The 26,362-nt window shown below is 63.6% G+C and carries 19 protein-coding genes, 1 tRNA gene and 1 pseudogene; 11 read left to right on the forward strand and 10 right to left on the reverse strand.

The features are described 5' to 3' along the window. The first annotated feature begins 190 nt into the window (after positions 1 to 190). From KEC57_RS19045 to drmB, 4 genes are all read left to right on the forward strand, one after another. A complete protein-coding gene (locus tag KEC57_RS19045; protein WP_229382785.1) occupies positions 191 to 4,972 on the forward strand; it encodes a sacsin N-terminal ATP-binding-like domain-containing protein in 4,782 nt (1,593 codons plus the stop codon). Continuing rightward, the gene (locus KEC57_RS01715; protein WP_229382786.1) at positions 4,969 to 6,489 is read left to right on the forward strand and encodes an NERD domain-containing protein; all 1,521 of its coding nucleotides are present in this window, start codon (positions 4,969 to 4,971) and stop codon (positions 6,487 to 6,489) included. The genes KEC57_RS19045 and KEC57_RS01715 overlap by 4 nt, the downstream gene beginning before the upstream one ends. A 116-nt stretch (positions 6,490 to 6,605) precedes the next feature. Further along, positions 6,606 to 9,665 carry a helicase-related protein gene (locus tag KEC57_RS01720; RefSeq protein WP_229382787.1) on the forward strand — a complete coding sequence of 1,020 codons (3,060 nt, stop codon included), beginning with the start codon at positions 6,606 to 6,608 and terminating at the stop codon, positions 9,663 to 9,665. Then, positions 9,646 to 11,454 (forward strand): MrfA Zn-binding domain-containing protein, encoded by a 1,809-nt coding sequence (drmB, locus tag KEC57_RS01725; RefSeq protein ID WP_229382788.1) that lies wholly within the window; start codon positions 9,646 to 9,648, stop codon positions 11,452 to 11,454. Before KEC57_RS01720 ends, drmB begins: the two co-directional genes overlap by 20 nt. Positions 11,455 to 11,615: 161 nt before the next feature. Here drmB and KEC57_RS01730 read toward each other — a convergent pair whose 3' ends face one another. Beyond that, on the reverse strand, positions 11,616 to 12,077 hold the full coding sequence (locus tag KEC57_RS01730) for a very short patch repair endonuclease (RefSeq protein ID WP_229382789.1): 462 nt from the start codon (positions 12,075 to 12,077) through the stop codon (positions 11,616 to 11,618). A gap of 38 nt (positions 12,078 to 12,115) precedes the next feature. Here KEC57_RS01730 and KEC57_RS01735 point away from each other — a divergent pair, with 38 nt between their 5' ends. Further along, complete coding sequence (locus KEC57_RS01735) at positions 12,116 to 13,231, forward strand: DNA cytosine methyltransferase (protein WP_229382790.1); 1,116 nt, start codon at positions 12,116 to 12,118, stop codon at positions 13,229 to 13,231. 173 nt (positions 13,232 to 13,404) lie between these two features. On the opposite strand, the gene KEC57_RS01740 is transcribed toward KEC57_RS01735, so the two are convergent. Then, positions 13,405 to 15,156 carry a DUF2075 domain-containing protein gene (locus KEC57_RS01740; RefSeq protein WP_229382791.1) on the reverse strand — a complete coding sequence of 584 codons (1,752 nt, stop codon included), beginning with the start codon at positions 15,154 to 15,156 and terminating at the stop codon, positions 13,405 to 13,407. Beyond that, complete coding sequence (locus KEC57_RS01745; RefSeq protein ID WP_229382792.1) at positions 15,143 to 15,463, reverse strand: nucleotide pyrophosphohydrolase; 321 nt, start codon at positions 15,461 to 15,463, stop codon at positions 15,143 to 15,145. The genes KEC57_RS01740 and KEC57_RS01745 overlap by 14 nt, the downstream gene beginning before the upstream one ends. A 318-nt stretch (positions 15,464 to 15,781) precedes the next feature. Between KEC57_RS01745 and KEC57_RS01750 the strand changes: the two genes are divergently transcribed. Beyond that, entirely contained in the window at positions 15,782 to 16,912 is a 1,131-nt protein-coding gene (locus tag KEC57_RS01750; RefSeq protein ID WP_229382793.1) for a site-specific integrase, read from the forward strand. A gap of 276 nt (positions 16,913 to 17,188) precedes the next feature. Beyond that, on the forward strand, positions 17,189 to 17,698 hold the full coding sequence (locus KEC57_RS01755) for a DUF8453 domain-containing protein (protein ID WP_229382794.1): 510 nt from the start codon (positions 17,189 to 17,191) through the stop codon (positions 17,696 to 17,698). A gap of 12 nt (positions 17,699 to 17,710) precedes the next feature. Here the strand turns inward: KEC57_RS01755 and KEC57_RS01760 are convergent, their stop codons facing one another. Both KEC57_RS01760 and KEC57_RS01765 read right to left on the reverse strand, forming a co-directional pair. Continuing rightward, complete coding sequence (locus KEC57_RS01760; RefSeq protein ID WP_229382795.1) at positions 17,711 to 18,208, reverse strand: hypothetical protein; 498 nt, start codon at positions 18,206 to 18,208, stop codon at positions 17,711 to 17,713. 4 nt (positions 18,209 to 18,212) lie between these two features. Beyond that, positions 18,213 to 18,713, reverse strand: a complete 501-nt coding sequence (locus tag KEC57_RS01765) for a hypothetical protein (protein WP_229382796.1) — start codon at positions 18,711 to 18,713, stop codon at positions 18,213 to 18,215. 395 nt (positions 18,714 to 19,108) lie between these two features. Between KEC57_RS01765 and KEC57_RS01770 the strand changes: the two genes are divergently transcribed. Beyond that, complete coding sequence (locus KEC57_RS01770) at positions 19,109 to 19,720, forward strand: hypothetical protein (RefSeq protein WP_229382797.1); 612 nt, start codon at positions 19,109 to 19,111, stop codon at positions 19,718 to 19,720. A gap of 380 nt (positions 19,721 to 20,100) precedes the next feature. Here KEC57_RS01770 and KEC57_RS01775 read toward each other — a convergent pair whose 3' ends face one another. Then, positions 20,101 to 20,583 (reverse strand): hypothetical protein, encoded by a 483-nt coding sequence (locus tag KEC57_RS01775; RefSeq protein ID WP_229382798.1) that lies wholly within the window; start codon positions 20,581 to 20,583, stop codon positions 20,101 to 20,103. A gap of 92 nt (positions 20,584 to 20,675) precedes the next feature. On the opposite strand from KEC57_RS01775, the gene KEC57_RS01780 reads away from it, so the two are divergent. Together KEC57_RS01780 and KEC57_RS01785 are read left to right on the forward strand one after the other, a co-directional pair. Further along, on the forward strand, positions 20,676 to 20,945 hold the full coding sequence (locus KEC57_RS01780) for a hypothetical protein (RefSeq protein WP_229382799.1): 270 nt from the start codon (positions 20,676 to 20,678) through the stop codon (positions 20,943 to 20,945). Between the two features lie 139 nt (positions 20,946 to 21,084). After that, a pseudogene (locus KEC57_RS01785) lies at positions 21,085 to 21,417 on the forward strand (tyrosine-type recombinase/integrase); the annotation flags it as partial. Positions 21,418 to 21,635: 218 nt separating this feature from the next. On the opposite strand, the gene KEC57_RS01790 reads toward KEC57_RS01785, so the two are convergent. After that, positions 21,636 to 21,707, reverse strand: a tRNA-Arg gene (locus KEC57_RS01790). A 55-nt stretch (positions 21,708 to 21,762) separates the two neighbouring features. On the opposite strand from KEC57_RS01790, the gene KEC57_RS01795 reads away from it, so the two are divergent. Further along, positions 21,763 to 22,425 carry a manganese efflux pump MntP gene (locus KEC57_RS01795; protein ID WP_229382800.1) on the forward strand — a complete coding sequence of 221 codons (663 nt, stop codon included), beginning with the start codon at positions 21,763 to 21,765 and terminating at the stop codon, positions 22,423 to 22,425. Between the two features lie 15 nt (positions 22,426 to 22,440). Here the strand turns inward: KEC57_RS01795 and KEC57_RS01800 are convergent, their stop codons facing one another. From KEC57_RS01800 to KEC57_RS01810, 3 genes are all read right to left on the reverse strand, one after another. Continuing rightward, positions 22,441 to 22,869 carry a VOC family protein gene (locus KEC57_RS01800; protein ID WP_229382801.1) on the reverse strand — a complete coding sequence of 143 codons (429 nt, stop codon included), beginning with the start codon at positions 22,867 to 22,869 and terminating at the stop codon, positions 22,441 to 22,443. A gap of 80 nt (positions 22,870 to 22,949) precedes the next feature. After that, entirely contained in the window at positions 22,950 to 24,674 is a 1,725-nt protein-coding gene (locus KEC57_RS01805; protein ID WP_229382802.1) for an ABC transporter ATP-binding protein, read from the reverse strand. Further along, complete coding sequence (locus KEC57_RS01810; RefSeq protein ID WP_229382803.1) at positions 24,671 to 26,323, reverse strand: ABC transporter transmembrane domain-containing protein; 1,653 nt, start codon at positions 26,321 to 26,323, stop codon at positions 24,671 to 24,673. Before KEC57_RS01810 ends, KEC57_RS01805 begins: the two co-directional genes overlap by 4 nt. Positions 26,324 to 26,362 lie beyond the last annotated feature (39 nt).

Genomic DNA, 26,362 nt, shown 5'->3' on the forward strand with positions numbered 1-26,362 from the left:
GCCTGCGTGCATTGTTGTTCTAGCGTCCTGTCGACGTCGGCGTGATTCGCGGAGTTCAGTTCGCTCGCTGGCCTGGCTCGATCTCTCGAATGGCATCAGTTGGATTCCACGCTGCGCGCCGTTCTCGGTGGTCGTGGGCAGGCTCGATAACGTAGCGTTCACGAGAGGCAGACCGGCTTGGGGGCAATGAGTGGCTGATTCGACAACGACGTGGGAGCCAGACCCCGCGCTCATTCTCGAGATTGAAGACCAATTCGACCGAGCCATCGGATCGTACAAAGCTGATCCCAAACTGGTGATTGAGCACGCCAATCTTGAAGAGTCCATCCGGGTCGGAGGATACGCAAACCGGACATTGCTGGAACTGGTTCAGAACGCTGCCGATGCGATGGCGGGGACGGCGCCCGGCGAAGACAAGCTCGGCCGGGTCGAGATCGTTCTCGACCCGGCGACGAAGACCCTCTACTGCGCCAACTCTGGCCGACCTTTTTCTAAGTCCGGGCTCGAGGCGATGTCGCACGCGTATCTGAGCGCGAAGCGCGGCGATGAGATCGGTCGCTTCGGGTTGGGATTCAAGTCAGTCCTCGCGCTCACCGACTTTCCGCAGGTCCTCAGTCGGAGCGTGTCATTCGAGTACAACTCCCCTACTGCGACGGATGCGATTCGAGCCGTTGGATCGGCCGCACGCCGCCTTCCCATCTTGCGTACAGCGACGCCCCTGGACGCGCAAAGTGTGATTTCCGATGAGCCGCTCTTGAGGTCACTCGCCGGATGGGCCACGACCATCGTCCGGCTCCCGGGGGTGAGAAGCATCGAACGCTTGGAAGCTGAGATGAGGTCGTTTGCTTCGGAGTTCTTACTCTTCGTGAGCGCTGTGCGTGAGGTGCATCTCCGTGTGCTCGGCGATGAGGGCTTCGAAACTAGCCACATCTCGCGCGATCTCGGCGACGGACTGTTCAAGATCGAGCGTCCGGATGGAAGCGGCGACGAGTGGATAGTCGGCGAACGGATGCACGCGCCTTCGCCTGCAGCTCGACGTGAGGTTGGCGAAGCGGTTTCACGCGACGAGATCAAGGTGAGCGTCGCAATACCGCTGAAACCTCGCCGCTCGGGCACCCGAGACAAGGATGACCGGGGTACACAGATCGGTCAGTTTTGGAGCTACTTCCCTCTCCAGGACAACACGTCGGCGACTGGCTTCTTTAACGCCCCTTGGAGCGTCAACGACGACCGCACGACTTTGCTTCGCAACGGGTATAACCGAGAAATCCTGTCGACGATGGCTGACCTATTCATCGAACTCGTGCCTCGCGTGAGCACGGAGGACGATCGCGCCGCTCACCTCGACTATCTTCCCGCCCGCGGTCGAGAGGAGCGGTCCTACGGTGACTCCATCTTGTGCACCGACGTGCCACGCCTCGCTGGGTCCACCGCCATCGTGCCTGATAGCACTGGAGCGCTCCGCTTCGCCTCGGAGTTGGTCCCCCTCGACTTCGGCGCGAGCGACGACCTAAAGGTCGATGAAGCTGCTCACAAGGCTTGGATCGAGTCCCCGAATACAGGCGCGGACGTGCCTCATTGGAAGTGCTACACGTCAAACCAAAGGACTAGCCGGCTTAGTGAGGTGTTCGCTGCCACCGCTGATCCCGAACTGTTCTTCGAGGAGGCCGGGCCTCGCGCCCGTCGCATTGAGAACGCCCTGAAGTCTCTGCCCAAACGGGGGATACTTTCGTGGCTCTTGGAGTGGGCTGACGGGTCCCACATTGTGTCATCGGCCAACGCATTCCGTTTCACTTTCGACCGACGTACCCACCCGACTCTCTCAGACGCCCGCGTCATTCCGACATCCGGCGGTTTCAAGGGCCTGAGGGACAAAGACACGGTCTTCCTCCGGCGAGCGGAGGACCTGGAAATCGAGGGCGCTCAATTCGTCGAAGCCGAATTCCTGGCGCATGGCGAGATGGAGAGGAGCCTGCGCGAATGTGGATTCCGCGATCTCGACCCGGTAGCAATTCTCAATGCGAGAATCACGAAGCTGACGCCGACCGCAGATACTGCCCTCCAAAGCAAGTTCTGGGATGCGGTGGTTGGCGTAAGCACGCGGGAAGCGATGGACGTGATCGCGGCCCACCCGCTGGCCGTCGTTCTCGTCCCCACCCGTGATGGGGGGTGGGCTTGGCCGCAGCAGGTCGTCGACCTAGATGAAGCGCTGCCCGCCGCCGATGGAAGGCTGCTCCTGGAACGGGACCATTGCCTACCAGTGATCGCCCACGCCCTGGGAGTTGTGCGTGCACCGCGAGAGAACTTCCCATTTGAGGACGAATTCGCGGCTGAGGCGTATCAAGAAGCGGTTATTGCGGAACTGAACTCCCGCTTGAGTCAAGGCGATCGGCCGATCGAACGTATCGCGTTGTACCCTCGAAAGGCTACCTCACCAGGCCCATTTTCCGTTCTGCTCCTCCTTGCCGAGTCCGCCGCTAGCGAATCAGTCCGAGAGCAATGGACGCGCGGTCTCTTGGAGTTCGGTGATGACCCTTGGGACTGTGAAGATAGCGACACCGGAGCAAGTTACTCGGTTAGTTCACCCGTTAGGTGGGCTGTGGACAATGTTGGGATGCTTAAGTCGAGCCGAGGCTACCGCCGACCGGGAGCCATCGTGTCGGGATCTCTCATCAAGTTCGACGGCCTCCTGCCGCTCTTTCGTGGACCTCGACAGGTCGAGGATGCACTGGGCCTGCCTGATGAGCTTGATTCGGTGCCGGCGGACGTGCTGCAAGAGGCACTCGAACACGAACTGTATCCTCCTGCACTCAAGGATGATGTCCTTGCCGAATTCACGTTGCACGCTTCGCGAATCGCCTATCCCACCTCCCGGCCTCAACGCATACCGGCGAGGGTGCACCGCGCGATTGAATCTCGGCCGCCAAACTCTGTGTATCTCGCGAGCACTGACGAGCAGGAAGTCTTTCTTCAGTCCAGACAACGTCCGTACCTTCGCGTTACCCCCGACGACGTGGACGAGTTCGTCGAGAGCCTTGGATGCAGACGGTTCGAGGACAGCTTCTCGTTCTCGATGGTCGTCGAGGGCCAGCAGGAACCGCAACGCATTCTCGACACCTACACGGGCCTCCGCAGTGAGTTCGGCTCCAAACTGGGTGCCGCCAGGTGCGCTCGCGCGCTCCAGATCGCAAAGCGAGTAACCACAGAGGAGGGCGTCGAGGACCAAGCACTTGACTGGCACCTAGACGGTTCCGACTTAGTCGTCCGCAGTGACGCCGACGAACGTCAGACGCTTGCATTCGTGAGCGATGCGTTCGACCTCAGACTCAACAACGCTCAGCTCAGCCAGGTCCTCAAAGCAGGGCTGGATCACCGACTCGAACTGCTCAGGAAGCAAGCTCAATCGATCGAGTCGGATGCCGAGCGGCTGGATCACTACATCGGACCAGACGATCTGAAAGATGCGCTGCCAACAGGGCTTTGGTCTGCTCTGCAGGCGCAGGAACTAGTGGATGACGAAACGTCCGTCGCAGAACTCTTCTTGACGGTCTACGGTTCGGATTCTCTGAGGATTCTGTCGGACCGATTTCGGGAGGAGGGGTACTCCGACGTTCCAACGGCATGGGCAGGAACATCTGCAGCCATCTCATGGGTGCGGAAGATGGGATTCGGGCCATCCTTCGCAGGGCAGAGAAACTATCCCCGGCCAGAGGAATTCGTCGTTGCGGGCGCTGTCCGTCTGAACAAGCTGCACAGCTACCAAAAGAAGATCAGCGAGGACCTGCGGACCGTTCTGACCCAGCCGTCCGCGGCGGGCCCCGCGCAGAAGGGCATGGTCGAGTTGCCGACCGGCGCCGGCAAGACACGCGTCGCTACCGAGACCGTGCTCAGGCTCTTTGCCGACGAAGTGCTGCGCGGGACGGTTCTCTGGATCGCACAGTCTGCGGAGCTTTGCGAGCAAGCGGTGCAAACCTTCCAGGCAGTTTGGCGGTATCTCGGTGATGAGCGGCCGTTGACGATCGGCCGTTTGTGGGACACGAACACTGTCCACGAGCCTGACACCGAGCTCTCTGTCGTCGTCGCGACAGACGCGAAGATCGAAGCGATCATGAATAGAGCGGACTACGAGTGGCTGAAGCGACCGACCGCGGTATTCATCGACGAGGCCCACCGTGCAGGAGGATCCACCCGGTACACGACGATTCTCCGCTGGCTTGGCGTGGACGGTCGCAGCTGGGAGCGCCCACTTGTAGGTCTTTCCGCGACACCGTTCAAGGGCAGTGCCAGCGAGACAAGCGGGACCAAGGAACTTGTCGCGAGATTCGGCTCGAACCGTCTCGCCGCGTTCAAGTCGGACTCCTATCGCCAACTTGTGAATCTCGGAGTCCTCGCGAACGTCCGACATGAGGTGCTGGACACGGGGGTCGACGTCCAGCTCAGCACCGCGGAACGGACCACGCTCCAGTCGACACGCCTGATCGACCGCAATCTTTACGAGAGGATCGGGCGCAACGAGCATCGGATGCGCGTCCTTGTAGAGCACATCCTCCAGCAGGACCCGACGTGGCCGATTCTGGTCTTCACCCCGAGCGTACTGTCCGCTCAGGTGCTCGCTGCATCGCTGAACTACCGTCGGCGCGGCGTGAGAGCCGCCTCGGTCAGCGGGCAAACGGGACGCCAGGAACGCCGCAATGTCATCGAGCGGTTCCAGGCGGGCGAAATTCAGGTGCTGGCGAACTGCGACCTACTGGTACAGGGTTTTGATGCGCCCGGCGTCCGTGCTCTGTACATCGCACGACCCACGTTCAGCCCTGGAGCGTACATCCAGATGGCCGGACGTGGTCTGCGGGGCAAGGAGAACGGCGGCAAAGAAGAGTGCCTGATCGTCGACGTTGCTGACAACTGGGGCGCGATGAATGACTTTCTTGGATACCACGACTACGAAGACCTCTGGCAGGAGCAAGGCCAATGATTCTTGTCCCGGACCTCGCCGACGTCGAGCGATACGCCACCAGCGATGCAGAGCGTCGCCTAGCTCGCCTACTCCGAAGCGTGGACTCCGACTTGGAGGCCGTCGCATTTCATTCGGTGAAACTGCGTTCCCATGCTTACAAGCAACAGGCCGAGGCCGACTTCGTCATTCTCTACAAAGGCGTCGTGGTCGTCGTCGAGGTCAAGGGTGGCGGCGTGAGAAAACACGACGGTGTCTGGTACTCCATTGACCGCAGGAGCGATTGGCACAGACTTGGCGGCTCGCCGATGGAGCAGGCAAGGTCTGCATCATTCGCCCTTCGGGATATCCTCCGGGAAGAAGGAATAGGCTGGTTCCCTCATGAATCCATAGTGGTGACGCCAGATATCGACTCGCCCCCGCACTCTGTTGAGTGGCACGCGAGTCACTGGCTCGCCAAGGATGAAATGAACGTCGCTCGACTCGCCAGCGCATTAAATGCAGTGGTTGCGAATGCGAGACACGCTCCCGCGAATCAGAAGATCGCTCGGCCGAGTGACCTCCGCACGCGACTGTTCGGAGAGTTCACCCGCGTTCCAGTTATCGACGCCCAGCGCGGTGCAGTGCTCGAAGAACAGAACCGTGCGACCGAAGGTCAGGCGCGGGTTCTCGCGGCACTCGCGAGAAATCCTCGCGTCTTGGTATACGGAGGAGCCGGCACCGGCAAATCGCTGGTCCTCGCTGAGGGGGCCAAGCAAGAGGCGGATCAAGGTCGCAGCGTGCTGATAACTTTCGGCTCGCCCGGACTCGTTGATTTCTTCGCGCCGCGGATCGCGGGGAGGGCGATCGACCTCGTACCGTTCGGCGCGCTGAACGCCACAAAGAAGTATGACGCGGTGTTCGTTGATGAGGCCCAAGACTTGATGACAGCAGAGGGGATGGATCTTCTCGACACCGTTATTTACGGAGGACGCGCGAGCGGCCGGTGGCGAATGTTCCTCGATCCCAACAACCAGGCCCACGTCGACGGTGAGTTTGATGCCGACGTGCTTGCACTTGTCGCCGACGAAGCAACCACGCTCGACCTGGACCTAAATGTCAGGAACACGCAGGCGATAGTGCATGTAGTGCAGGAGTACCTGGGAGCGGATGTTGGGGATCCTGGAATCGTCCATGGTGAAAAGGTCCAATGGCACACGCCATCCGACGCAGCGGACGTCGAAGCTGCCGAAGCGATCGCCGCAGACCTCGTGTCATCTGGCGTGAGGCGATCGGAGATTTGGATTGTCCGAACTGATTCAGTTGAGCAAACGACCACTACGACCAACGGATTCACCGTCATCACGCCGCGGTACGCGAAGGGGCTAGAGGCCGAGCACGTGGTCGTCTGCTGCCTCCCAACGGAATTCGACCTTGCCGGGACCGCGGCGTTCTACGTCGCGGTGACCCGAGCGCGTGTGTCGCTGCACATCGTCGCATCCAAGGCCGACAAGAGAACCCTTCAACTACTCGTCAAGAAACAACTGGCACAAGCATGATCCTCAGTAGGGCGCAAGCTCTCGCGCTCAGGCACCTCCGTTCTGCCTACGTAGGACCCGACGGCGGTGCGGACGAAGTCGTGATGAACCCGCCCAATCGCCAGTACGCGGTTGGCATGCTGTTCCCCTCCGAGTCCATCGACCCCCCGGTGGAAGGATCGAGCGATGTCGAGGCCGATGTGCCAGAAGGAGATGTTGACGAAGAAGGAGCCACCGGCCCGCTCGCAGAGGATTGGCGTCCATCATCGGTTGCGATCTCCTTCGTCACCGACCGTCCTGAGGTTCGTTGCAGCGTCACCGGCGGCACCTACAAGCGCGTAGAGGACGACGGCCCACCGAGATGGGCTAGAACTGAGTTCTCATTCAGCGACCTCGAGCTGTCTACTTCACAGAAGATGCATCAGCTCCTCGTTGGAGAGCTACCGCTTGAAATTGGCTCCCGTTGGCGGCACTACGGGTCTGGGTTCCTAGTCACTGTGCATGTTCGGTTGCGCACGAAGAGCACGGGCGACGACCGACTCGACGTTCCCCTGATGGTCTTCCAACAGGGACTGAGCGTCGCCCCAGCTGTCGGAGGCTCGATCCTGGAGTACGACACGACACGAGCATTCGATGTCGATTCGGAGTCGGCTGAGATCCGCCTCAGATACCGCAACCGCAAGGTGTACGCCGTTGGCCATGGCATGGCGGCTGACTGGGATACCTCTGGCGACACGGTCAACAGAATCTTCCTGGACCCGGTCCCGGCTTTCGTCGTTCCTGGGATCGAGACCATCGGGTTTGTCCCGAGCGCCCCTGAGTCAGATGCCCTGCGGTTGATCGAGCTTGCGCGGATCGACACCGACACAGACCGTGTTCTCGCGACCCTGGATGCCTTTGTTGCCGCGTTCTCAGATTGGGTTACCAACCAGGAATCCCGCGTCCCCGGGTTTGGGCCTGAATCCGCTGTGGCGGCGAGGATCGTCAGCAGATCGCGAACCGCCGTCGACCGCATGAGTGAAGGTGTGGATCTATTGCGAGATTCTGGGCAAGGCCAGCTGCGCACTGCCTTTGCACTTGGTATGGCCGCCATGCGCCTTCAGATGCGACAGCCGTTCATCCAAAGGGGAACTAGCCCCGAATCAGCGCCAGAGCCACAGTGGCGCCCATTCCAGCTGGGTTTCATCCTCGTATCGCTTGCCTCGACCATCGATGAGCAGCACGCGGATCGTCAGTTGGTGGACCTGATTTGGTTCCCCACTGGCGGCGGAAAGACCGAGGCGTATCTGGGGCTCGCGGCGATAGAGATATTCCACCGACGCTTGGTTCACGGTGTATCAGGCGGCGGAACCGCCGTTATCACTCGGTATACGCTTCGCCTTCTTACCTCCCAGCAGTTCCAGCGCGCAGCGTCCCTGATCTGCGCAATGGAACTCATGCGACGCACCGACCGCCTCGCTGATCCACGAGTGAATCGGATGGCTCCGTTCTCGATTGGGCTGTGGGTCGGAAACGAAGTCACTCCGCGTGATCGCCGCGAAGCCAAGGCGGCTCTTGAGCGCCTCCACAAGGCGGCCAGACCCGAAGAAGCGAACCAGTTCCAAATTGAGAGTTGCCCGTGGTGCAGGGCTCCATTGGTTCCCGAGGGCAAGACCAACGATGCAGGCAGATACGGCTTTCGGCTCTCCGGCAACGACGTCGTCATTCACTGCACCGACAAGAGTTGTGAATTCGCCGACGCATTGCCCGTCGCGGTGGTCGACGAGGAACTATACGCGGACCCGCCCACAATATTGCTCGCAACGGTCGATAAGTTTGCAAGGCTCCAGTTTCGTCCCGACGCTGGCACGCTGCTCGGGCTGAACACCATCTACCGACAGCCGTCGCTAATCATTCAGGACGAGTTGCACCTACTGTCAGGCCCCCTCGGAACCACCGTCGCTGTTTTCGACGCTGTAATCCAATTACTACTCAGTCGGGGAGGAAGTTCGCCAAAGATCGTTGCCTCAACGGCAACGATCCGAGCCTCGGATGAGCAGGTCCGCGGTCTATACGGTCGTCTCGTAGCGCTTTATCCGCCAGCAGGACTCGACGACGACCGCACATTCTTCTCGCGGCCTGACGTTTCCGGCGAGGGACGCGTGTACATCGGGGTCATGCCGCAATCGCTTTCCCAAGTTTCTGCCGTAGTCGCCGCAGCATCACCACTGCTTGAGATTCCCGAGGTTCTCGCAGCTCAGCCTGGAAGCGGAGCAACTCGCGACTCATATTGGACCGCTGTCATGTATCACAACAGCTTGAGGGAACTCGGTCGCACCGGAACCTTGGTCGTGGATGACATCAACGGGCGGCTCGAGTCTCGTTCAGAACGACTCCGTCTCCCGCTCCGCAGAGTGCGCGCTGACAAAGTTCTGGAACTAACGAGCCGACGTGGCCCCGAAGAGCTTCCCAATGACCTTCGCGACCTGGCACGCAGTATTGAGACGTCAGATCAAGCCATCGACGTAGTGCTGTCCTCAAACATGCTCTCCGTTGGAATAGATATCCCGCGACTTGCCCTGATGCTCATGGTTGGGCAGCCGAAGACCACAGCCGAGTACATTCAGGCGACAAGTCGCGTGGGCCGAGGAGAGAACCTTGGCATCGTCACCACTCTTTTCCGATCAAACCGCGCCAGAGACCGGTCTCACTTCGAGACTTTTCGCAGCTACCACGATGCCCTATACCGAAGTGTCGAGCCGACGAGCGTCACACCTTGGTCAATTGCATCGCGGGATCGCTCGCTCGCGGGATCGCTTGTAGCCCTCCTCAGACACTCAATTTCGGCGCTTGCGGACAACGATTCAGCGGGCGCGCTCGACCTCGACAACGCGCAGATGCGATCCAAAATCGAGCACTTGACGGCCGAGTTGGTCGAGGTCGTCGGCCGTTCCGAGGTGATTGAGGCGGACGAGACCGCGGAGTCATTGTGGATACTCCTACGAGAGTGGGACCGTCGCGCCAGAATTGCGCGACACGCAGGGGAACCTCTTCGTTATGACCGCAGTAAGTCCGACCAGGAATCGCTTTTGAAGCGATTTGGCCAGACGGGTGAGGGATTCCTTGTCGCGGATTCGATGCGGTCAGTCGAACCCAACGTCGCCGTCGAAGTCGTCGAGCCCAAGGAGGTGGTGACCAGTGGAGCGAATCAAGCATGACCTCCGTCTGTCAGAGACAGTATCGCCGTTCGGCGTCGGCGCGATCGTGGATGTGCGCGGACAGTCACTCATTGCGGCAGACACGTCGTGGTGGGACAAGAGGTATTCACCCGAGATCCATTGCGACAGGTTGATTCAAAGGATCGGAGCGGGTGAACTCCGAGAACCACCCACCCATTCCGGCCGACCGGCAAAGGAGACTCCGGGTCTCCTCTACTGGAGATTCCCTGAGTCGAGATTCTGCGAGCGTTGTACCAAGCTCTCCATCTTCACGGGAAAGGCCAAGGGGAAGTGGACGAACACTTGCGCCTGCGGAGGGATGCTCGTCCCGATGCGCTACGTGGCGATCTGCGAAAAAGGCAGTCACATCCAGGACATACCTTGGTTCAAGTGGGCGCACCGAGGTACTGACGCCGAGGTCGACGACAATGTCAGGTTTTGCCGTGCCTATAAGGAGCTGCGGTTTGTACGAGCGGCGAAGTACGGTGAGGGCCTGAAGTCGCTGAGAGTCGAGTGCGGCGCGTGCAAACGATCACGACCGCTGTCTGACCTGGTCATGAAATCGTCCTTGCAGCGCGACGGCATCAAGTGTGAAGGACGACAGCCGTGGCAGGACCTACAGACGGACTCTGCATGTGAGCATCCGCTTGTCGCGGTCCAACGGGGGGCGACTGGCAACTATCTCGCCGACAGATTGTCTGCGCTCGACATCCCCGAGGAGCGCCCTCAGTCTGTGGAGCTCGCGGACAAGATCCGGGGTCACGTCTACTTCGACAAAATTCTTGCCGACAACGGCGGGCCTCAGGCGGACATGGTGTCGGAGTGGATCGCATCCGATCTTGGAACCTCGAAGGACGTTGTTCTCGAGGTTGCTGCTGGCCATGGCGCTGATAGTGACGCCCCATTGCTTGACCTGAAAGACGGCGAGTGGGCTGCATTCCTCAAGAAGCTCTCTGTAGACGGACGAGACCTCGGCGTCGATGACTTTGTCGTCGATAGCTGGAATGTGGCTCCGCGCGACGGGTGGCCCGCCGCCCTAACCAGCAGGATTGGCGCGGTGGGCCAAGTTCGACGAGTACGCGAGGTTCGAGCACTACTTGGGTTCCAACGACACAACGCGGGCGCCGACTTCATCAAGGCCGATCTTGGACCAGACGCACGACGCAAGCCCGTCTACCCCGCGATTGAGATGTTCGGCGAGGGCATATTCATCAGATTTGACGAGCCGTTCCTCTCCGAATGGGAGAGCAGACCGGAGGTGCGCGCGAGAGCAGACATCTTGGTCGCTCGGCGGAATGCGAGCGAATGGGCCCACAAACTCGATCCTCCCGAACCGCGGTTCATCGCTCTCCACACAATCGCTCACCTACTGATTCGCCGGTTGGCGTACGCGAGTGGCTACTCATCTGCCTCCTTGCAGGAGCGAATCTACGCGAACTCATCGAGGAGTGACCGCACAGCAGGGATCTTGATCTACACGGCTGCAGGCGACGCTCAGGGAACGCTTGGGGGACTTGTGCGACTGGGAGCGCCCGACAGGTTGGTACCGCTGCTGATCGCGGCGCTCGACGACGCGGACGTCTGCTCGAACGACCCCGTTTGCATAGAAAGCGATCGGCAAGGCTCGTCCAGCCTCAACCTTTCGGCGTGCCATGGATGTTCGCTCGTCAGCGAGACGTCGTGCGAGACTGCCAATCGGCTGCTCGACCGTCAGCTGGTACTCGGGGGAAGCAATATCCCAGGGCTACTCGAGGGGGTTCTAGAGGAAGTGCGGAATCAGGCTGCCTAGCGTGACAAAGAGGAGTTTGCTCAGCGCGTCGCGCAACACAGGCGGATTTTGCACCGAATGACCTAGCGCGCAGTGTCGAACATGGTGATCGCGTGCGCGCGACGGTTTGGCTACGCATACTCGGCGACCTGTGGAGAAGCTCTCCACAGGTCGCCGTAGGGTCAGGGTACCGAGGAGCGAATCGCCGCGGCGATGCTTACAGCCACGAGTGAAGCATCGGCGCGAACCTCGTGCTCCCAGAATCGGAGCGGTGTCCAGCCCGCGGCGGACAGAGCTGAATCTGTCTCGGCATCTCGCTCGCCGTTGCGCTTCCGCTTCGCCAGCCAGAAGTCACCGTTCCGCACCGGTGCTTGATAATGCTCCGGACAGCCGTGCCAGAAGCATCCGTCGATAAAGACCGCAATGCGCGCTCGAGTGAAGACGATGTCCGCGGTTCGACGTAGATTCGGCACCGGACGCACCGACACCCGATAGCGGAGGCCCATCGCATGCAGACGACGTCGGACGGCCAGTTCGGGCGCCGTATCCCGGCCGCGGTTCGACTGCATCGACGCGCGCGAGCCCGGCGTGCTCGCCCAGGATTCGGCCCGGGGAGGCACGGCCTTCGACTCGCTGTCCGGCATCCGCTGAACCTCCTCCCCTCCACAGTAGATTTGACCCGATGACTCTGCAGGCGCCAACGCACGTCGATACCCCGACGATTGACTCGAGCGCGAACCGCACCATCTCCATGCTCGACCTTTTCGCCGGCGCCGGTGGCCTCACCGCTGGATTCCATGCCGCCTCGGATCGCTACCGCGTGAAGCGCGCCGTCGAGCTCGACACCGCCGCTGCCGCGACGTTCGCCGCCACTTTCGGACCCGATCTCGTCTATCGCGGCGGGATCGAGACGTGGCTGAAGGAGGAGGACGTCCCGCAGGTCGACGTCATCGTCGGCGGACCGCCGTGCCAGGGCTTCTCTATGCTCGGCAAGCGTGACACCGGCGATCAGCGCAACTACCTGTGGCAGGAGTACGCGGCGACGATTCTTCGAGCGCAGCCCAAGTACTTCGTCGTCGAGAATGTGGCGGCGTTCGCGAAGTCGCAGCAGTTCCGCGACTTCAGCGAGTCGACCCAGCCCGACGGTCTGCTGAGCGACTACACCTTCGAGTGGGGCATCCTCAACGCTGCGGATTACGGTGCGTTCCAGGCGCGCAAGCGCGCGATCCTGATCGGCCGCCACCGCGATCTGCCCGCGATCGGGATGCCGGAGCCGACTCATAGGGGCAGCCACCGGACCGTGTCCGAGGCGTTCAAGAACATTCCTCGCAAAGTGACCGAAACACGACTCGCGCCCCGGACCAAGGAGTTCTTCGGAATCGACTTACCCGGTGTGTACCGACCGTTCGAGCTTCATGTCGGGCGTGACTATTCGGACCTTTCGATGGAGCGGTTCGCCGAGATTCCCGCCGGTGGCAACCGGTTCAATCTGCCCGACCGCCTGCTCGCGCCCTGCTGGCGTGGACACACAAGCGGATCCGGTGACGTGATGGGTCGGCTCCACTGGAACAAGCCCTCTGTGACGATCCGCACCGAGTTCTTCAAGCCCGAGAAGGGCCGCTACCTGCACCCCATCGAGGATCGCGCGATTACCCACTATGAGGCGGCCGTGCTGCAGGGGTTTCCCGACACGCACAGGTTCGTGGGATCCAAGACGGCAATCGCGCGGCAGATCGGGAACGCTGTTCCCATTCCCCTTGGCAGGGCGATCGGCGAACTATTGCTGCGGGCACTGTGAAGGTTTGTAAGTGAGCTGGGCAAACCGTTATGCGAGCCCTCTTCACTCAGCTCGGACACCCGACCACGTACCGGCTGCAACGGTCTTGCCGCCATCGGCATAGCGTGGCGTCACTAAGTGTGCGACGCGGTGAGGCACATCCGCATCGAGGACCTGCACCGCAGGTGCGAGGGCTATTGATCGATACCCGGGCGCAGCACCGTGGAGAAATAGTCGCGTAGATCCGGATCGCACACGTACACGTAGGTCCCCAGGATTCCTCGCGTGAGTAGCACGCCGTAGATGTTCTGAATCAGCGTCAGGAGGTCCTCGTCAGTCGTCTGTCGTCGCAGCTTCTTGAGATTCTCCTTGCCCTTCTTGTCGCGATACGCGGCGCGGTCGACCACTACCTGCCGCGTCAGCTCGTCGTATCGGAGGTCCCCGCCGACGATCACGCCGGCGTAATTGAGGTCGTATCCCTGGACCGTGTGAATTGAGCCGATCTCATCGATCGATCCCGGCGAGTTGATCCAGTCCTTGTCTGTGCGGTTCCAGACGAACTCGGCACCCTCGAGTTCGAAGTCGAAGCCGGGTTTGTTGCCGCGGGTTCTCCAGTCCCAGGCATAGCCGGCGACAAGCCGGGCGAGCCCGACCTCGCGGTCGCGCTCGCGGATCGCGTCCTGCATGTCGACGACGCTTCCAAAGAATCGCAGGTCATACTCGCCGAAGTCCGGGAGGTCCCCTGCGCGAAGGTCGCCTCGAAGAAGCTGGCGAATGAATCCCACGTAGTCTGCGTCCGCCCGCACCCGCATCTGCCTCGCCAACGGAAACCACCGATGCGATCGCTTTGCATCAGCGATCTCAGCGGCGAGCGTCTCGCCCGAGAGGTCTGCAGGTCGCACGCCTTGCTGCTCGTCAATGAGCAGGATCTGGTGCGTGCTCCGGGTGCGGATCCAGTCGAGCTGGGTCCTGCTGAGGTCATCAGATCCGAAGAGTCGTTCGTTGATGTCCGCGAAGTCGCGGTTGCGCATGCCCGACGACTGGTTTGCGCGGCGATTGAGCCGGTGCGTCTCGTCGACAATGAGCAGGTCGAACGACGTCGAAGACTTTCCGACGTCGAACGGGTTCAGGACAAGATCCTCGCTGACTTTCGGCGTCTTCCTGAATACCTTCTTGATGGAGTCTCGGAGCGACTGCTGAGGAACAACCAGACCAACGCGAACGCTCTTCAGAAGCTTTCGGTTCTCAGGGACGAAGAACTCCGAGAAGAGTGAGTCCTGCTCGATCTCGTCCGCGTCTTCGTAGTCCCGGATGTCGGCCAGCAGCTTAATCAGAAAGATCGCGACGATTGTCTTCCCAGTACCCGGGTTGCCCAGGATGACACTAGTCGACGGTGTGCCGGTCGCAAGATCCTCGAGAAGCGCCTCAACGATTTGCTCTACCGCAATCGCCTGTTCCCGGGTGAGGACCTTGAACGGCGAGAGCTTAAACAGATCGCTGTTCTCGATCTCGGGGATGCTGCGCTGAAAGATCCCCTCCAACCGCAGCTGCTCGAAGATTTCGCGGAAACTCTCGCGGTATTGCTCCCGCTCGTAGTAGCGCGCATCGATGATGCCCTCGTTGCCGTTCAGTACTGTGAAGTGCCCGTCGCCGGCGAGCCAGCGGATCAGGTGCGACTCCAGATCGAGGCACGCTGACTTGTTGAAGGTCTCGTCTATGACGACTCGCACACGACGGAACCCTGCCTTCGACGGGTTCTGGAGGTGCTGACGCATCCGCGACACAGCGCTGACCGTCTCACCGACGTAGACAGACGGCACACCCGCCGAGTCTGCACTGTCGAGGACGTAAACGACGGGCCAGTTCGTGCGTCGTTCATCACCGGACGCCCAAACGGAGATCGCGGGTGTTGTGAAGTCAAGCCGATCGATCTCAAAGGACGTCATACTTCGTGCTCCGCCCTCTCGATCTATCCGCGGGGTACTTCGCGCTCGTCACAGCCAACTTCTGCAGGACGATCTCGTCCAGGTCGAGCCCCAGCCGCGCGGCGAGCAGCGTGCAGTAAGTGACGACGTCGGCGAGCTCCTCGCGTACGCGCGCTTCGTCTGCGTCGTCGTTCCATTGGAAACACTCGAGGAGTTCCCCCGCCTCGATCGAAATGCTCTTGGCGAGGTTCGCGGGCGTGTGGAACTGAGCCCAGTCGCGCTCGCGAACGAACTCCGACAATGCTTCACGAACACGCTCACTCGTCACGATGTGACGGTATCGTATGGCCGCCGGCGCTCCGACATTCAGCCATCCAAGCGCTCGGGCGCGGCGCAGTGCTCGTCGTCGAACGGCTGCTAAGTGACGCGCGCCAGCGCGGAGTCTGCAAGGAGTGAGCGGCGAGAACGGAGACGCAACCGATCGCTACACTCTCGGCGTCGGAGGGGAGCGCCCCTTCACCCCAACGCAGTTGACGACGTCTTCCGTCATCTATCCACATCTGTCGTCGGCCGCGTTGACGGCGTCCCACCAGTGTCCGACACTAGGCCGATACTGACTGTCTAGCCGGCATGAGCGGAGGTCGAGATGGGCACCATCACCCCGTACGAAACGGCGAAGGGCCGCCGCTACCGCGTGCGCTACCGCAAGCCTGATCGCACCGAAACGCAGAAGCGCGGCTTCACGACGATGCGCGAGGCGAAGCTCTACCTGTCCATGGTCACCGTGTCCAAGTCGAAGGGCGAGTACATCGATCCCGTGGCGTCGCGGGTGCCGGTCCGGATGTTCGCCGACAGCTGGCTGCGGTCGAAGCAGCCACCGATGTCGAAGCCTTCGTACTACATGACGCTCGAGCGGGCGTGGAAGAACCACGTCGCTCCCGTCTGGGCAGACAGGGAGATCTGGTCGATCCGGCGGTCTGAAGTACAGGACTGGGTGTCAGAGCTCGCGACGGAGAAGTCGCGCACGGTCGTGCTTCGCGCCCTGGGAGTCCTCGCAGGCATCCTCGATGTCGCCATCGATGATCGTCGCCTTGCGAACAATCCGGCGCGACACATCCGCAATCTCCCTCGGAGCGGACCAGGCAAGCGCCGCGTCTATCTCACGCACGACCAGGTGGCGACGTTGGCGGCATGCTCGGCGCAGCCGACAATGGTTCTGACCTTGGCCTACACCGGTCTGCGGTGGGGCGAGGCGACGGGGCTGCGGGTGCGCAGCGTGAACCGGCTGCGTCGGCGCTTCGTGATCGAGGAGAACGCGGTGATGATCGCGTACGAGATCCACGTCGGCACGCCCAAGACGCACGAAAAGCGCTCGGTGCCTTACCCCGCGCGGCTCGCTCCGATGATCGAGCAGGCGTGCGCCGGCAAGGGTCCGGAAGGGCTGCTGTTCGGCGACGGCGTCAACCACATGCGCAACTCAGGCGCACAGGGATGGTTCGCGAACGCGGTCCGCCGCGCGCAGGCTGTGGACCCGTCGATGCCGCGGCTGACGCCTCACGACCTCCGCCACACCGCCGCATCGCTCGCGATCAGCTCCGGCGCCAACGTGAAGGCCGTGCAGCGGATGCTGGGGCACGCGTCGGCGGCCATGACGCTCGACACCTACGCCGACCTCTTCGACGACGACTTGGATGCCGTCGCAACGCGCCTCAACGATGCGATGCCGCTGGTAGCACTGCCGTCAGGTCCGCAGACCCGCTACCGCCAGCCGAAATGATCGCAACGCACGTCAGTATGCGATAGCCAGCTGACTACTGATGGCGAGAGCTGGCTCCGCGACGTCGGCTTCCAAGTCTTCGATGGATCAGTTCTATAGCGCCGAGAGAGAGCTTCTCGGACGAGTACATGCACGGGAGTGTCGCCCAGATCGAACGGCGCGACGACGACGCCGAGCCGGGCGGCGAGGACTGATATCCGACGCCGCTTTTCTGGCATCGGCGAGTCCACGGCTTCGATACTCGGGGCCGTCGTGGTCGCTCGATAAAGTGCGCTCGTGACTCCTGGGGAATCCGCCGCGCTCACCGTTTCCATAATCGCGCTGGTCATAGCGCTCGTCGCGGCGGGATTCAGTGGGTGGCAGGCGATCACGGAACATCTCGCGCGCACGCAACCACGCCCGGCCATGTGGACTATCGCGTTGCCCGCGCTGTACGACACGTTCGGCAAGTCCTGGAGTCTGCACAACGTCGGCGGCTCGATCGCAACCGATGTGACGTTGCGACTCGGATTCCCGATCAAGAAGGTCGGCAATCCGTGGAAGGACTTCTCGATCGGGCAGGCCGTCGGGCCCGGCCAGTCGGTCGTGATCCCCAACACCGACCGGCTAGCGGACCCGCGCGTGAAGATGTATCCGAAGCAGACGCCGGAAACCCCCAATGGGTGGGCGACCCTGAAGCCGGGCGAAGAGCGGGACGACGCGATATACGTGAACGATCAGTACGTCACGATCCACTGGCGGGACCACAAGGGCAGGGAGAGGCGCGGGCGCATCCCGGTTCGCTAAGCCGGGCGCGCGCTAAGGCAGCGTTATAACCTCATCGAGCGTCTCGCCGTTTGGCCGCGTCCACTCGATCGTCACGTCGAGATTGAGCGGCGAATCGTATGTCTGGCCCCAGAGCACCGAGATAGCCTGCCCGGGTCGCATCGGCCCCGCGACGGGCAGGCCTCTCACGTCCAGTTCTTGCGCGTTGGCCTCGTCGGTCTTTAGGACGACGCGGTCGAGCGTCTCGTTACCCCCGAGCCGGAACTCACCTTTCACGCCCCAGTCGTGTTTCTCGCGCGTGATCCGCCACGGGCTCTCGTAGCGCTCGCGTTCGGCGCGGATCATGGCGGTCTGCTCTTCTAGCGCCTGCGCGGTGCGTTCCGCCGCCGTGACGGCGCGTGCCTCATGTTGCTTCGCCTCGTCGGCAGCGGCCTGGGCGAGTCGGCGTGCGCGTCGTGCCTCCCAGGCCTGCCACACAGCGGCGAGAGCCGCTATGACGGCCACGACGACGGCTATCCACTCCACGCGCATGAACCTACCTCCAGAAATCGTCGGCGAGCGGAATGCCTTTTCGCTTCGCGTAGACCGTCTCGCCGGTCGCCAACTTGACGAAGGCCCGAAGATCGCGCGGCGACAATCCGGGCCGGTCGCGGAGTCCACGCCCGACGAACTCGGCGGGCACGAAGAACTGGGCGTTCGTCCCTCCATCGAGCATGTGCGGCAGGACGGTCGATTGCGACATGGGGTTCGTCACGACCATCCCACCCCCGTCCGGCAGTTCGAATCCCCAGGTTGTCACTCTCACCGCCGAAGCCCCCTTGTTGATCGCTTCGACGCAGAGCATCACGCCGTCGGGGCTTCCGTAGCCCACGAGAACGGCGTTCGTGACGTTGACCGTTACGCGGTGCGCGCCGCGGGTTCTCGTGATGATCTGCCAGACCAGGGCAACGATGCCAGTGAGAGCGCCGATGACGGCGACGACGAGGCTGATGATCGACAGGATGAACGCCGGGAGCGCGAAGGGATCGGGTTGCACAGGTGCAACCTATCGACGCGCTCCGACACCGAGTTTCGTGACACACAACCCACCGAACCGCTGATAGACAGGTCGGACCGGCATCGAGCGACCTGGGGGCAGTTTTGAGTGAGGCGGAAGTCTGGCGACCGCTCGGCGTGGACTCGGACGACGACATAGCCGAGTACGACGCGCTACATGACGGCTTGCCGAAATGGATGGTCTCGGCCTACTGGGCGTGGGTCCGTAGCGGCATCACATCGTGGCGACGCTATCCGGACGGTAGCGGCTCCGTCGCCCACCTTCGTGAGTCTGATACCGAACAGATGGCACAAACCCTACGCATCCCAATGCCGATCTCTCGCCACCGAGGTCGTGCGGACTACACAATCGGACAGGGGCACCTCTCTGCAGCCATGACCGCACTGCAGAAGCACAGCAATGCTCTTCAGATCGCGGACTATATGCTCGCGCACTTCGAGGGCGTGCTGCTCGATGAACTCGATGCGCTTCTAGAACGGAGCAAGTCGGCGTGGCGTGTCGGTACACGCGCGGGCAAACCAGGCATTGTCCGTCGTGTCCCCGAAGGCGTCCAGGTCGGCGGCGATCTGGTCATGGCCCGGTCGGGACGTGCCGGGGTCCGGCTGGCGCGAGCGTGGGAAGAACTCTACGGACAGAACCCGAACCCGAGCGAGGCATACCGGCTAGCGATCCTCGCTGTCGAGGATGCCGCCGTTCCCATCGTCGCCTCGAACGACGCGTCGGCGACGTTAGGCAAGGTTCTAAACCAAGTCGATAACGGCGGCTGGCGGCTGCCGATGAACCGTGAGCACGAGAAAGCCACGTCTCACGACGTCCTTGTGGGCATGATCCGACTTCTGTGGCACGGTCAGCACGACCGCCACGGCGGTCAACCTTCCGGCCCCGGCAACGTCAGCATGGAAGAGGCGACCGTGGCTGTCGGCCTCGCGACGACGCTCGTCCAGTTCTTCGACGCCGGGCTCGTCCGCCGAGAGACCTCGGCGTAGTCGAGGGGATGCCCGCCGCTTTCCGTCGGGCCTGAGACCGGCCAAGGGTCTACGACCGCCGTAGCCGCGTGGCGTCGTCGCCGCCGACGGGCATCCCGGTCTAGATCGCCACGCCGCCGCGCTCTCGCGTTCATGATCAGCGCGACGGCGGCGGCTTCATCGGCCAGGGCCAGCCGACGTCGGTCGGCGAGCTCGTTGCGGCGATAGGCGGGGGCGAGGTCGGAGCGATCGGTCCACGTCTGTCGATGTACGCCGTTAGCCGGTCATCCCAACTCCACGGTTCATCGAGGCCCGCCCGGTCGGCGGCGCCACTCGCGGCGAACAGGCGGAAGGTAGGCGGGCCTCGACGCCCAGCGGCACCGGCCAGCCGGTCGCGGCCTCTATGCCGATGCGCGCTCACGGGTCATCCGCGCCGCAGCGCGCGTACACGGTTCGGTGTGAGTCTTCGTGGTCGTTCTCATGGTTCCCTCCTTGTTGTCGACTGTCGGACTAGATGCGACCGGCCAGCAGGGCGGCGTTGCCCGCTGCCACCCGGGCCCCGCAGACGCCCCGCGCGGACGGACCCCCTCGGCGGCGTGGATGCAGGCGACAGCGGGCGCGCCGGGCACGACCGCTTCACGGTCCCACCGGGCCCTGACCTGCTCGGGCGTCATCCCGCTCGGCTCGTTGCCGACCGACGCCGGGGCAGGGCCCTTCTTCACAGGCGGCTTCTCACGCCCGCCGTAGTACCAGCGCTCGTCGCGATACTCGCCCTGTGCAATCGCGCGGTACGCGTTCTCGGTAGCCCTCACCTGCGCGTCCTCGTGCGTCTGGTGGGCGATACGGATGTGATCCTTATCTTGCTCGCGGGTGCGGTGCGACATCTTCGACTCCTCTATCTCGGTAAGGACTCTTGGCGGCGGCGGCTGCGTGCGGCGACGATCAGCGTCCGCGTTCCATTGTTAATGTCGGTCGAATGGCAGAGACCTTCGCGCAGATGCGCGCTATGACCGACGAGGAACTCGTCAAGCAACACGACGAGTCCGCTCGGAACACGACTGTTGGGCTCGCGCATTACGAAGACGAACTTCGTCATCGTGATCTGACGCGTTCGGCTGCGGCGTCCACTCGGCTCGCAGAAGAGTCGCACCGGCTCGCGAGGCAGTCCCACAAACTGACGATCGCCAACACGGTCTTGTCCGTCGTCGCGGTCATCGTGGCGATCGTGGCGCTGTTCGTGCGGTGAGTAGCCCGTCATGACCGGCCGCCCTTCATACACGCCCGGAATGTGGCCGACGACGTGACGACACCGGCGAGAAGTTCTCCCCGAGCGCCTCGCTCCGATGATTGAACTGTCCTGCGCCTGCAAGGGTCCCGAAGGGCTGCTGTTCGGCGACGGCGTCAACCACATGCGCAACTCAGGCGCACAGGGATGGTTCGCGCACGCGGTCCGCCGCGCGCAGGCTGTGGACCCGTCGATGCCGCGGCTGACGCCTCATGACCTCCGCCACACCGCCGCATCGCTCGCGATCAGCTCCGGCGCCAACGTGAAGGCCGTGCAGCGGATGCTGGGGCACGCGTCGGCGGCCATGACGCTCGACACCTACGCCGACCTCTTCGACGACGACTTGGATGCCGTCGCAACGCGCCTCAACGATGCGATGCCGCTGGTAGCACTGCCGTCAGGTCCGCAGACCCGCTACGCCCGACCGACGTAACGCCGGAGAGCAGACTGCTCAATTTTCGACGAGGCACAGGACGCCAGAAATGCTCGATTTCGTCGTTCTGAGACGTCGAACGACGCTCCGTGAAGGGCGTCAAATCTGCGTCGGTTTCGGCTCACAGCTTTCTCAAATGCGGCCAAAAAGCGGCCAAGAACGCAATTTGAGTGGTCTGACCTCAGAAGAAATCCCTGGTCAGAGCTAAAAAAAGACTGTGCCCCTGGAGGGACTCGAACCCCCAACCCTCTCCTTAGGACGGAGCAGCTCTTCCATTGAGCTACAGAGGCTTGCGCCATCCATTCTAGAGCGGGTCGAGCACCCAATCCGATTCTCCCTCAATACATGACAACCAAGCGTGCCGCTCCTTTCGGGCCGCCGAACCGCATTCGGGCCGCCGAAGTCGGCATGATGTTCGGGGCCTTCCCGCGCCCGAGAGAGGTTCCCGTGTCGATCTTCAACCTGCTCGTCGTCGCCGTCGGTGTCTCTGCCGATGCGTTTGCGGTGTCGCTCGCGCAGGGTGTGCGCATCCGACGTCACCTGCACCGCGACGCGCTGCTCGTCGCACTGACCTTCGGCTTGTTCCAGGCGCTCATGCCGCTGCTCGGATGGCTGCTCGGCGCACAGTTCAGCAGCTTCATCGCCCCGATCGACCACTGGGTCGCGTTCACGCTGCTGCTGCTCATCGGCGGCAAGATGCTGTGGGAGGCCTTCCGCGCCGATCACAGCGAGCAGACGAACGGCCGGGTGCGACCGCGCGAGCTGCTCCTCCTCGCGGTCGCGACGAGCATCGACGCACTCGCGGTCGGCCTCAGCTTCGCGTTCCTGCACGTCGACATCGTGCCGGCCGTGATCGTGATCGGAGTGATCACCGCCGCGCTCACCTACCTCGGCGTCGTGCTGGGCCACCGCGTCGGCACTCGCTTCCAGGCACCCGCCGAAGTGGTGGGAGGGCTGGTGCTCATCGGCATCGGCGTCAAGATCCTCGTCGAGCACCTGACCGCCTGACCCGAGAGGGCAGTCCTACTGCAGGCAGAACTCGTTCCCCTCGGGATCTTGCATCTGGAAGTACAGCTCGGGCCACGGACCCCAGGTCTGATCCACCAGCCGCACGACCTCGGCGCCGAGTGCGACCAGCCGGTCCTTCTCCGCGTCGAGCTCTTCGCGGGTCGGTCGGCGGCCCGGCGTCGCGCTGATGTCGAGATGCAGGCGGTTGCGACCACTCTTGGGCTCGGGCGCGTGATGGAAGAAGAACCGCGGCCCGATACCGTCGGGGTCCTCTGCCATGCCTCGGTGCGCGAGATCCGTCTCGGTCACCCCCGACGCGAGCAGCTCGCTCTTGAGCGGCTCCTCCCACGTCGCTTCGGGATACCCGAAGACCGCGCCCCAGAATCGCGCGAGCGCGGGGGGATCGACGGCGTAGAACGTGATGTTTCCGAGCTTCGAACTCATGGCATCTCCTTCTCATCGGAGAGCTTGGCGACCACGCTAGACCACCCCGCAGACACCCGCGGAACTCCCCCGCGACGAACTCAGGACGCCGGGCGCTGATGCCACGTGTCCCACAGGCGGCGGTACGCACCGTCCGCGTTGAGGAGTTCTTCGTGAGTGCCCTCTTCGACGATCCTGCCGGCATCCAGAACGATGATGGTGTCGGCCGTCGCCGCCTGATCGAGCCGGTGCGCGATCGTGATCGTGGTGTGACGTGCGGCCAACGCGGTCGCCGCGTGACCCAGCTCGCCGTCGCCGTTCGCTCCCGCCTCGGACGCGGCCTCGTCCAGGATGAGGACGTCGGGCGCGAACAGCTCCACCCTCGCCAGGGCGAGCTGCTGCCGACGCGTCTCGGTGAGAACCGCCCCACCGTCGCCGATTCTGGTGTCGAGCCCGGCGGCGAGATCTTCGACCCACGACGCACCGACGACAGCGAGCGCCCGGTGCAGCTCGTCGTCGCCGGCATCCGGCTTCGCGATCCTCAGATCGTCCCGGATGGAACCTGCGAACATGTGGTTCTCCTGGCTGACGAGCGCGACGCGCGAGGAGTGCGTGCCGAACCCGATCGCCCCGCCAGAGGGCGCGAGTTCCCCATTGACCAGCGAGGCGATGGTGCTCTTTCCGGCTCCGCTCGCACCGACGATCGCGAGATGCCCGCCGTGGGGAAGGTCGAAAGTGATACCCGAGAGCACATCGCGTGTGCCGTAGGCGAAGGTCACATCCTGCAGCGACACCGCGGCGCCCGTCGATGCCTGCGCCTGCGGACGAGCGCGCTCCTCGGCGGCCGGCTCATCGAGGATGCCGACGAGGCGGGCAAGACTCGCCGCCGCACGCTGCAGATCGTCGAAGCTCGCAAGAACCGTGCCGATCGGGCCGAAGAGCTGCATGAAGAGGAGCGCGGCCGCCGTCGCGGCGCCCACCGTGCCGGCACCGGTGGAGACGAGAAGCCACCCGACCGCCAGGATCGCAGCCAGCCCGATGAACTCTGCGATGTTGAGCCGCCCCCAGAACCGGGCACCCACGCGCGTCGCCGCGAGCACGAGGTCGGCCTCCCGTCGCGCCGCGTCGTCGATGCGCCCCTCGAACTCGGGGCCGGACCCGAACGCGGTGACCGTGGCGTGGCCATCCAGCGCCTCCAGCGTGAGCTGGGATCGGGCACCCGCGGCCGCACGCGACGCTCGGTACAGCGGCTGCGACCGCTTCAGATACAGGCGAACGGCCATCACCTGAAGCGGCACGGCCAGAAGTGCGGCGAGCGTCAGGCGCGGGTCGATGAAGGCCAGTCCGACCGCCGAGGTCGCCACGAGGAATGCCGCCGACGCGGCGCCCGGCAGAATCGACGACACCGTGTCGCCGACCACGGCGACATCGGCGGTCACACGCGAGATCACCTCGCCGCGGCCGGCCGCTTCGATGCGTCGCTCGGGAAGGCGCATCACGTGCACGAAGACGTCCAGGCGAAGCTTCGCCAGCATCCGCTCCCCCAGCCGCGCCACCGCGACGCGGGACCAGACCGCGAAGACGGCCAGCAGCACGGCGAGGACGGCAAGCGCGACGAGGAGCGGGACGAGCCGTCGGTGATCCGCCTCGTCGCCGACCGCGGCATCCACGATCTCGCCCAGCAGCAGCGGCGTCGCAACCCCGGCGATCGCACCGGCGAGCAAAGCCACCAGCGCCCGCACGAAGCCCGGCACGTGTCCTGTCACGAGGTCGCGCATCGCACGCCGCGTTCGCACCGGCGTCGCAATCGGAAGCGGAAGACTCATGCTCGGGTCCTGCCTTCGCTCGGTGCCGCATCCACGACGGCCGCTTCCTCGCCCGACGCATCCACGAGCACGTCGCACATGCTCAGCAGCGCGGGGCTGGTGGTGAAGAGCAGCGTGGTCCGGCCGGCACGGTGCCGGCGGATCCCTTCGGCGATCCCCGCCTGGGTGACGGCGTCGACGGATGTCGCAGGCTCGCGCAGCACGAGCACCGCAGGATCCGCGGCGAGCGCACGCGCGAGCGCGACGCGTTGACGCTGGCCGCCGGAGAGCAGCCGCCCCCGCTCTCCGATCTCACGACCCCACCCCTCGACGAGGAGGATGTCCGAGAGCGCCGCCGCCTCGGCGGCCGCTCTGACGTGGGCATCGTCCAGCGCCGATCCACGCGGAACGACGTTGTCGCCCACCGTGCCGGTGAACAGCGCCGGCTCGTGCGGCGGAGCTATCAGCCCCGGCCGCGCACCGGCCGCGGGCGGCCCGACCAGCGGCACGCCGTCGATGTGGACGTGTCCGTCGTCCGATCGACCGAGACCGGCGAGGCGATCGTGCGCGGCGATGGCGTCCTCCTCGTCGAGCACCAGCCCGACCATGCTCCCGGCGGGCACGTCGAGGGTGAGCTCGCCTCCGGACGGCAGGCGCAGTCCACGAATCCTCACGTCCCCCGGGCCGTGCTCGATCTGGCTTCCCGGCCCGGAGACAGTTCCGGCGAGAACGTCCATCCGCCCGGCCGACGCACGCACACGGGCCATCTGGGCTCCGACGAGACCGAGTCCGGCGATGGGCCACTGCAGGAACTGCGCGAGGCCGACGACGGTCACGAGCTGACCCGGCGTGAGATCGCCCGCGACGACAGCGGCCGAGGCGATGGCGGCGAGCAGCACGAGGTAGGCGCCCGAGATCAACGAGCTGACGCCGGTGAAGGCACCCTCCGCGTACGACGCGCGCAGCGCCGCTCGGAGCGAGCGCTCGTTGACGTGGCGGAAGCGGCGGATCGCCTCATCCTCGGCACCGAGCCCCTTCACCGAACGAAGGCCCGACAGCAGATCGCCGGCCAGGGCGGACGACGCGGCGAGCGCTTCCTGCTCGGCGCTGCTGCGTCGCTCGAGCGGCCTCGTGCAGAAGTGCAGCACGACCATCACGACCGGGGTGCCGACGAGCACGAGCGCGGCAAGAGGCGGCGAGATCACCAGAAGGGCGATGGATGCCGTGAGGACGGCAGCGCCGGAAGCTATGGCCCGCGAGATGGTCCAGACGACGGTGGCCGCCTCGTCGACATCCGACGAGAGCGTGGACAGCATCTGCCCGGCGGGGCCGGGGAAGGACACCCTCGGCGCGAGCAGCCGGGCGATCAGGCCGCGCCGATCGCCGTACGTGGTCTCCACGTAGGCACGCGTGGCCGCGAGCTCTCCCATGCGCCACACCGACAGCAGCGTGAGGAACACGACAGCGAGCACCGCAAGCGTTCCCAGCAGCAGCCACGGATCCGACGGGGCGATCGCGACATCGATCGCGATCCCGACGACGATCGGCACGAGTGCTTCGCACGATTGATGGAGCGAGAACCCCAGCGATGCGAGCGCGACGCGTCCGCGCTGACCACGCCGGATGAGTGTCGCAGGCACCACGGCGGGCACAGAATCAACAAGGGGCACGAAGTGGTAGCTTAGGTTCGCCTTACTCGTGGCGACAAG

The organism is Microbacterium allomyrinae (assembly GCF_020682705.1).
GTDB classification, from domain to species: Bacteria; Actinomycetota; Actinomycetes; order Actinomycetales; family Microbacteriaceae; genus Microbacterium; species Microbacterium allomyrinae.

Coding starts and splice junctions, on each gene's coding strand:
- KEC57_RS01750 (WP_229382793.1), top strand. CDS start 15,782: ATGGGCACCATCACCCCGTACGAAACGGCGAAGGGCCGCCGCTACCGC.
- KEC57_RS01800 (WP_229382801.1), bottom strand. CDS start 22,869: ATGAGTTCGAAGCTCGGAAACATCACGTTCTACGCCGTCGATCCCCCC.
- KEC57_RS01740 (WP_229382791.1), bottom strand. CDS start 15,156: ATGACGTCCTTTGAGATCGATCGGCTTGACTTCACAACACCCGCGATC.
- KEC57_RS01795 (WP_229382800.1), top strand. CDS start 21,763: ATGACAACCAAGCGTGCCGCTCCTTTCGGGCCGCCGAACCGCATTCGG.
- KEC57_RS01735 (WP_229382790.1), top strand. CDS start 12,116: ATGACTCTGCAGGCGCCAACGCACGTCGATACCCCGACGATTGACTCG.
- KEC57_RS01770 (WP_229382797.1), top strand. CDS start 19,109: ATGACCGCACTGCAGAAGCACAGCAATGCTCTTCAGATCGCGGACTAT.
- KEC57_RS01760 (WP_229382795.1), bottom strand. CDS start 18,208: ATGCGCGTGGAGTGGATAGCCGTCGTCGTGGCCGTCATAGCGGCTCTC.
- KEC57_RS01730 (WP_229382789.1), bottom strand. CDS start 12,077: ATGCCGGACAGCGAGTCGAAGGCCGTGCCTCCCCGGGCCGAATCCTGG.
- KEC57_RS01715 (WP_229382786.1), top strand. CDS start 4,969: ATGATTCTTGTCCCGGACCTCGCCGACGTCGAGCGATACGCCACCAGC.
- KEC57_RS01775 (WP_229382798.1), bottom strand. CDS start 20,583: ATGTCGCACCGCACCCGCGAGCAAGATAAGGATCACATCCGTATCGCC.
- KEC57_RS01805 (WP_229382802.1), bottom strand. CDS start 24,674: ATGAGTCTTCCGCTTCCGATTGCGACGCCGGTGCGAACGCGGCGTGCG.
- KEC57_RS01780 (WP_229382799.1), top strand. CDS start 20,676: ATGGCAGAGACCTTCGCGCAGATGCGCGCTATGACCGACGAGGAACTC.
- KEC57_RS01720 (WP_229382787.1), top strand. CDS start 6,606: ATGCTGTTCCCCTCCGAGTCCATCGACCCCCCGGTGGAAGGATCGAGC.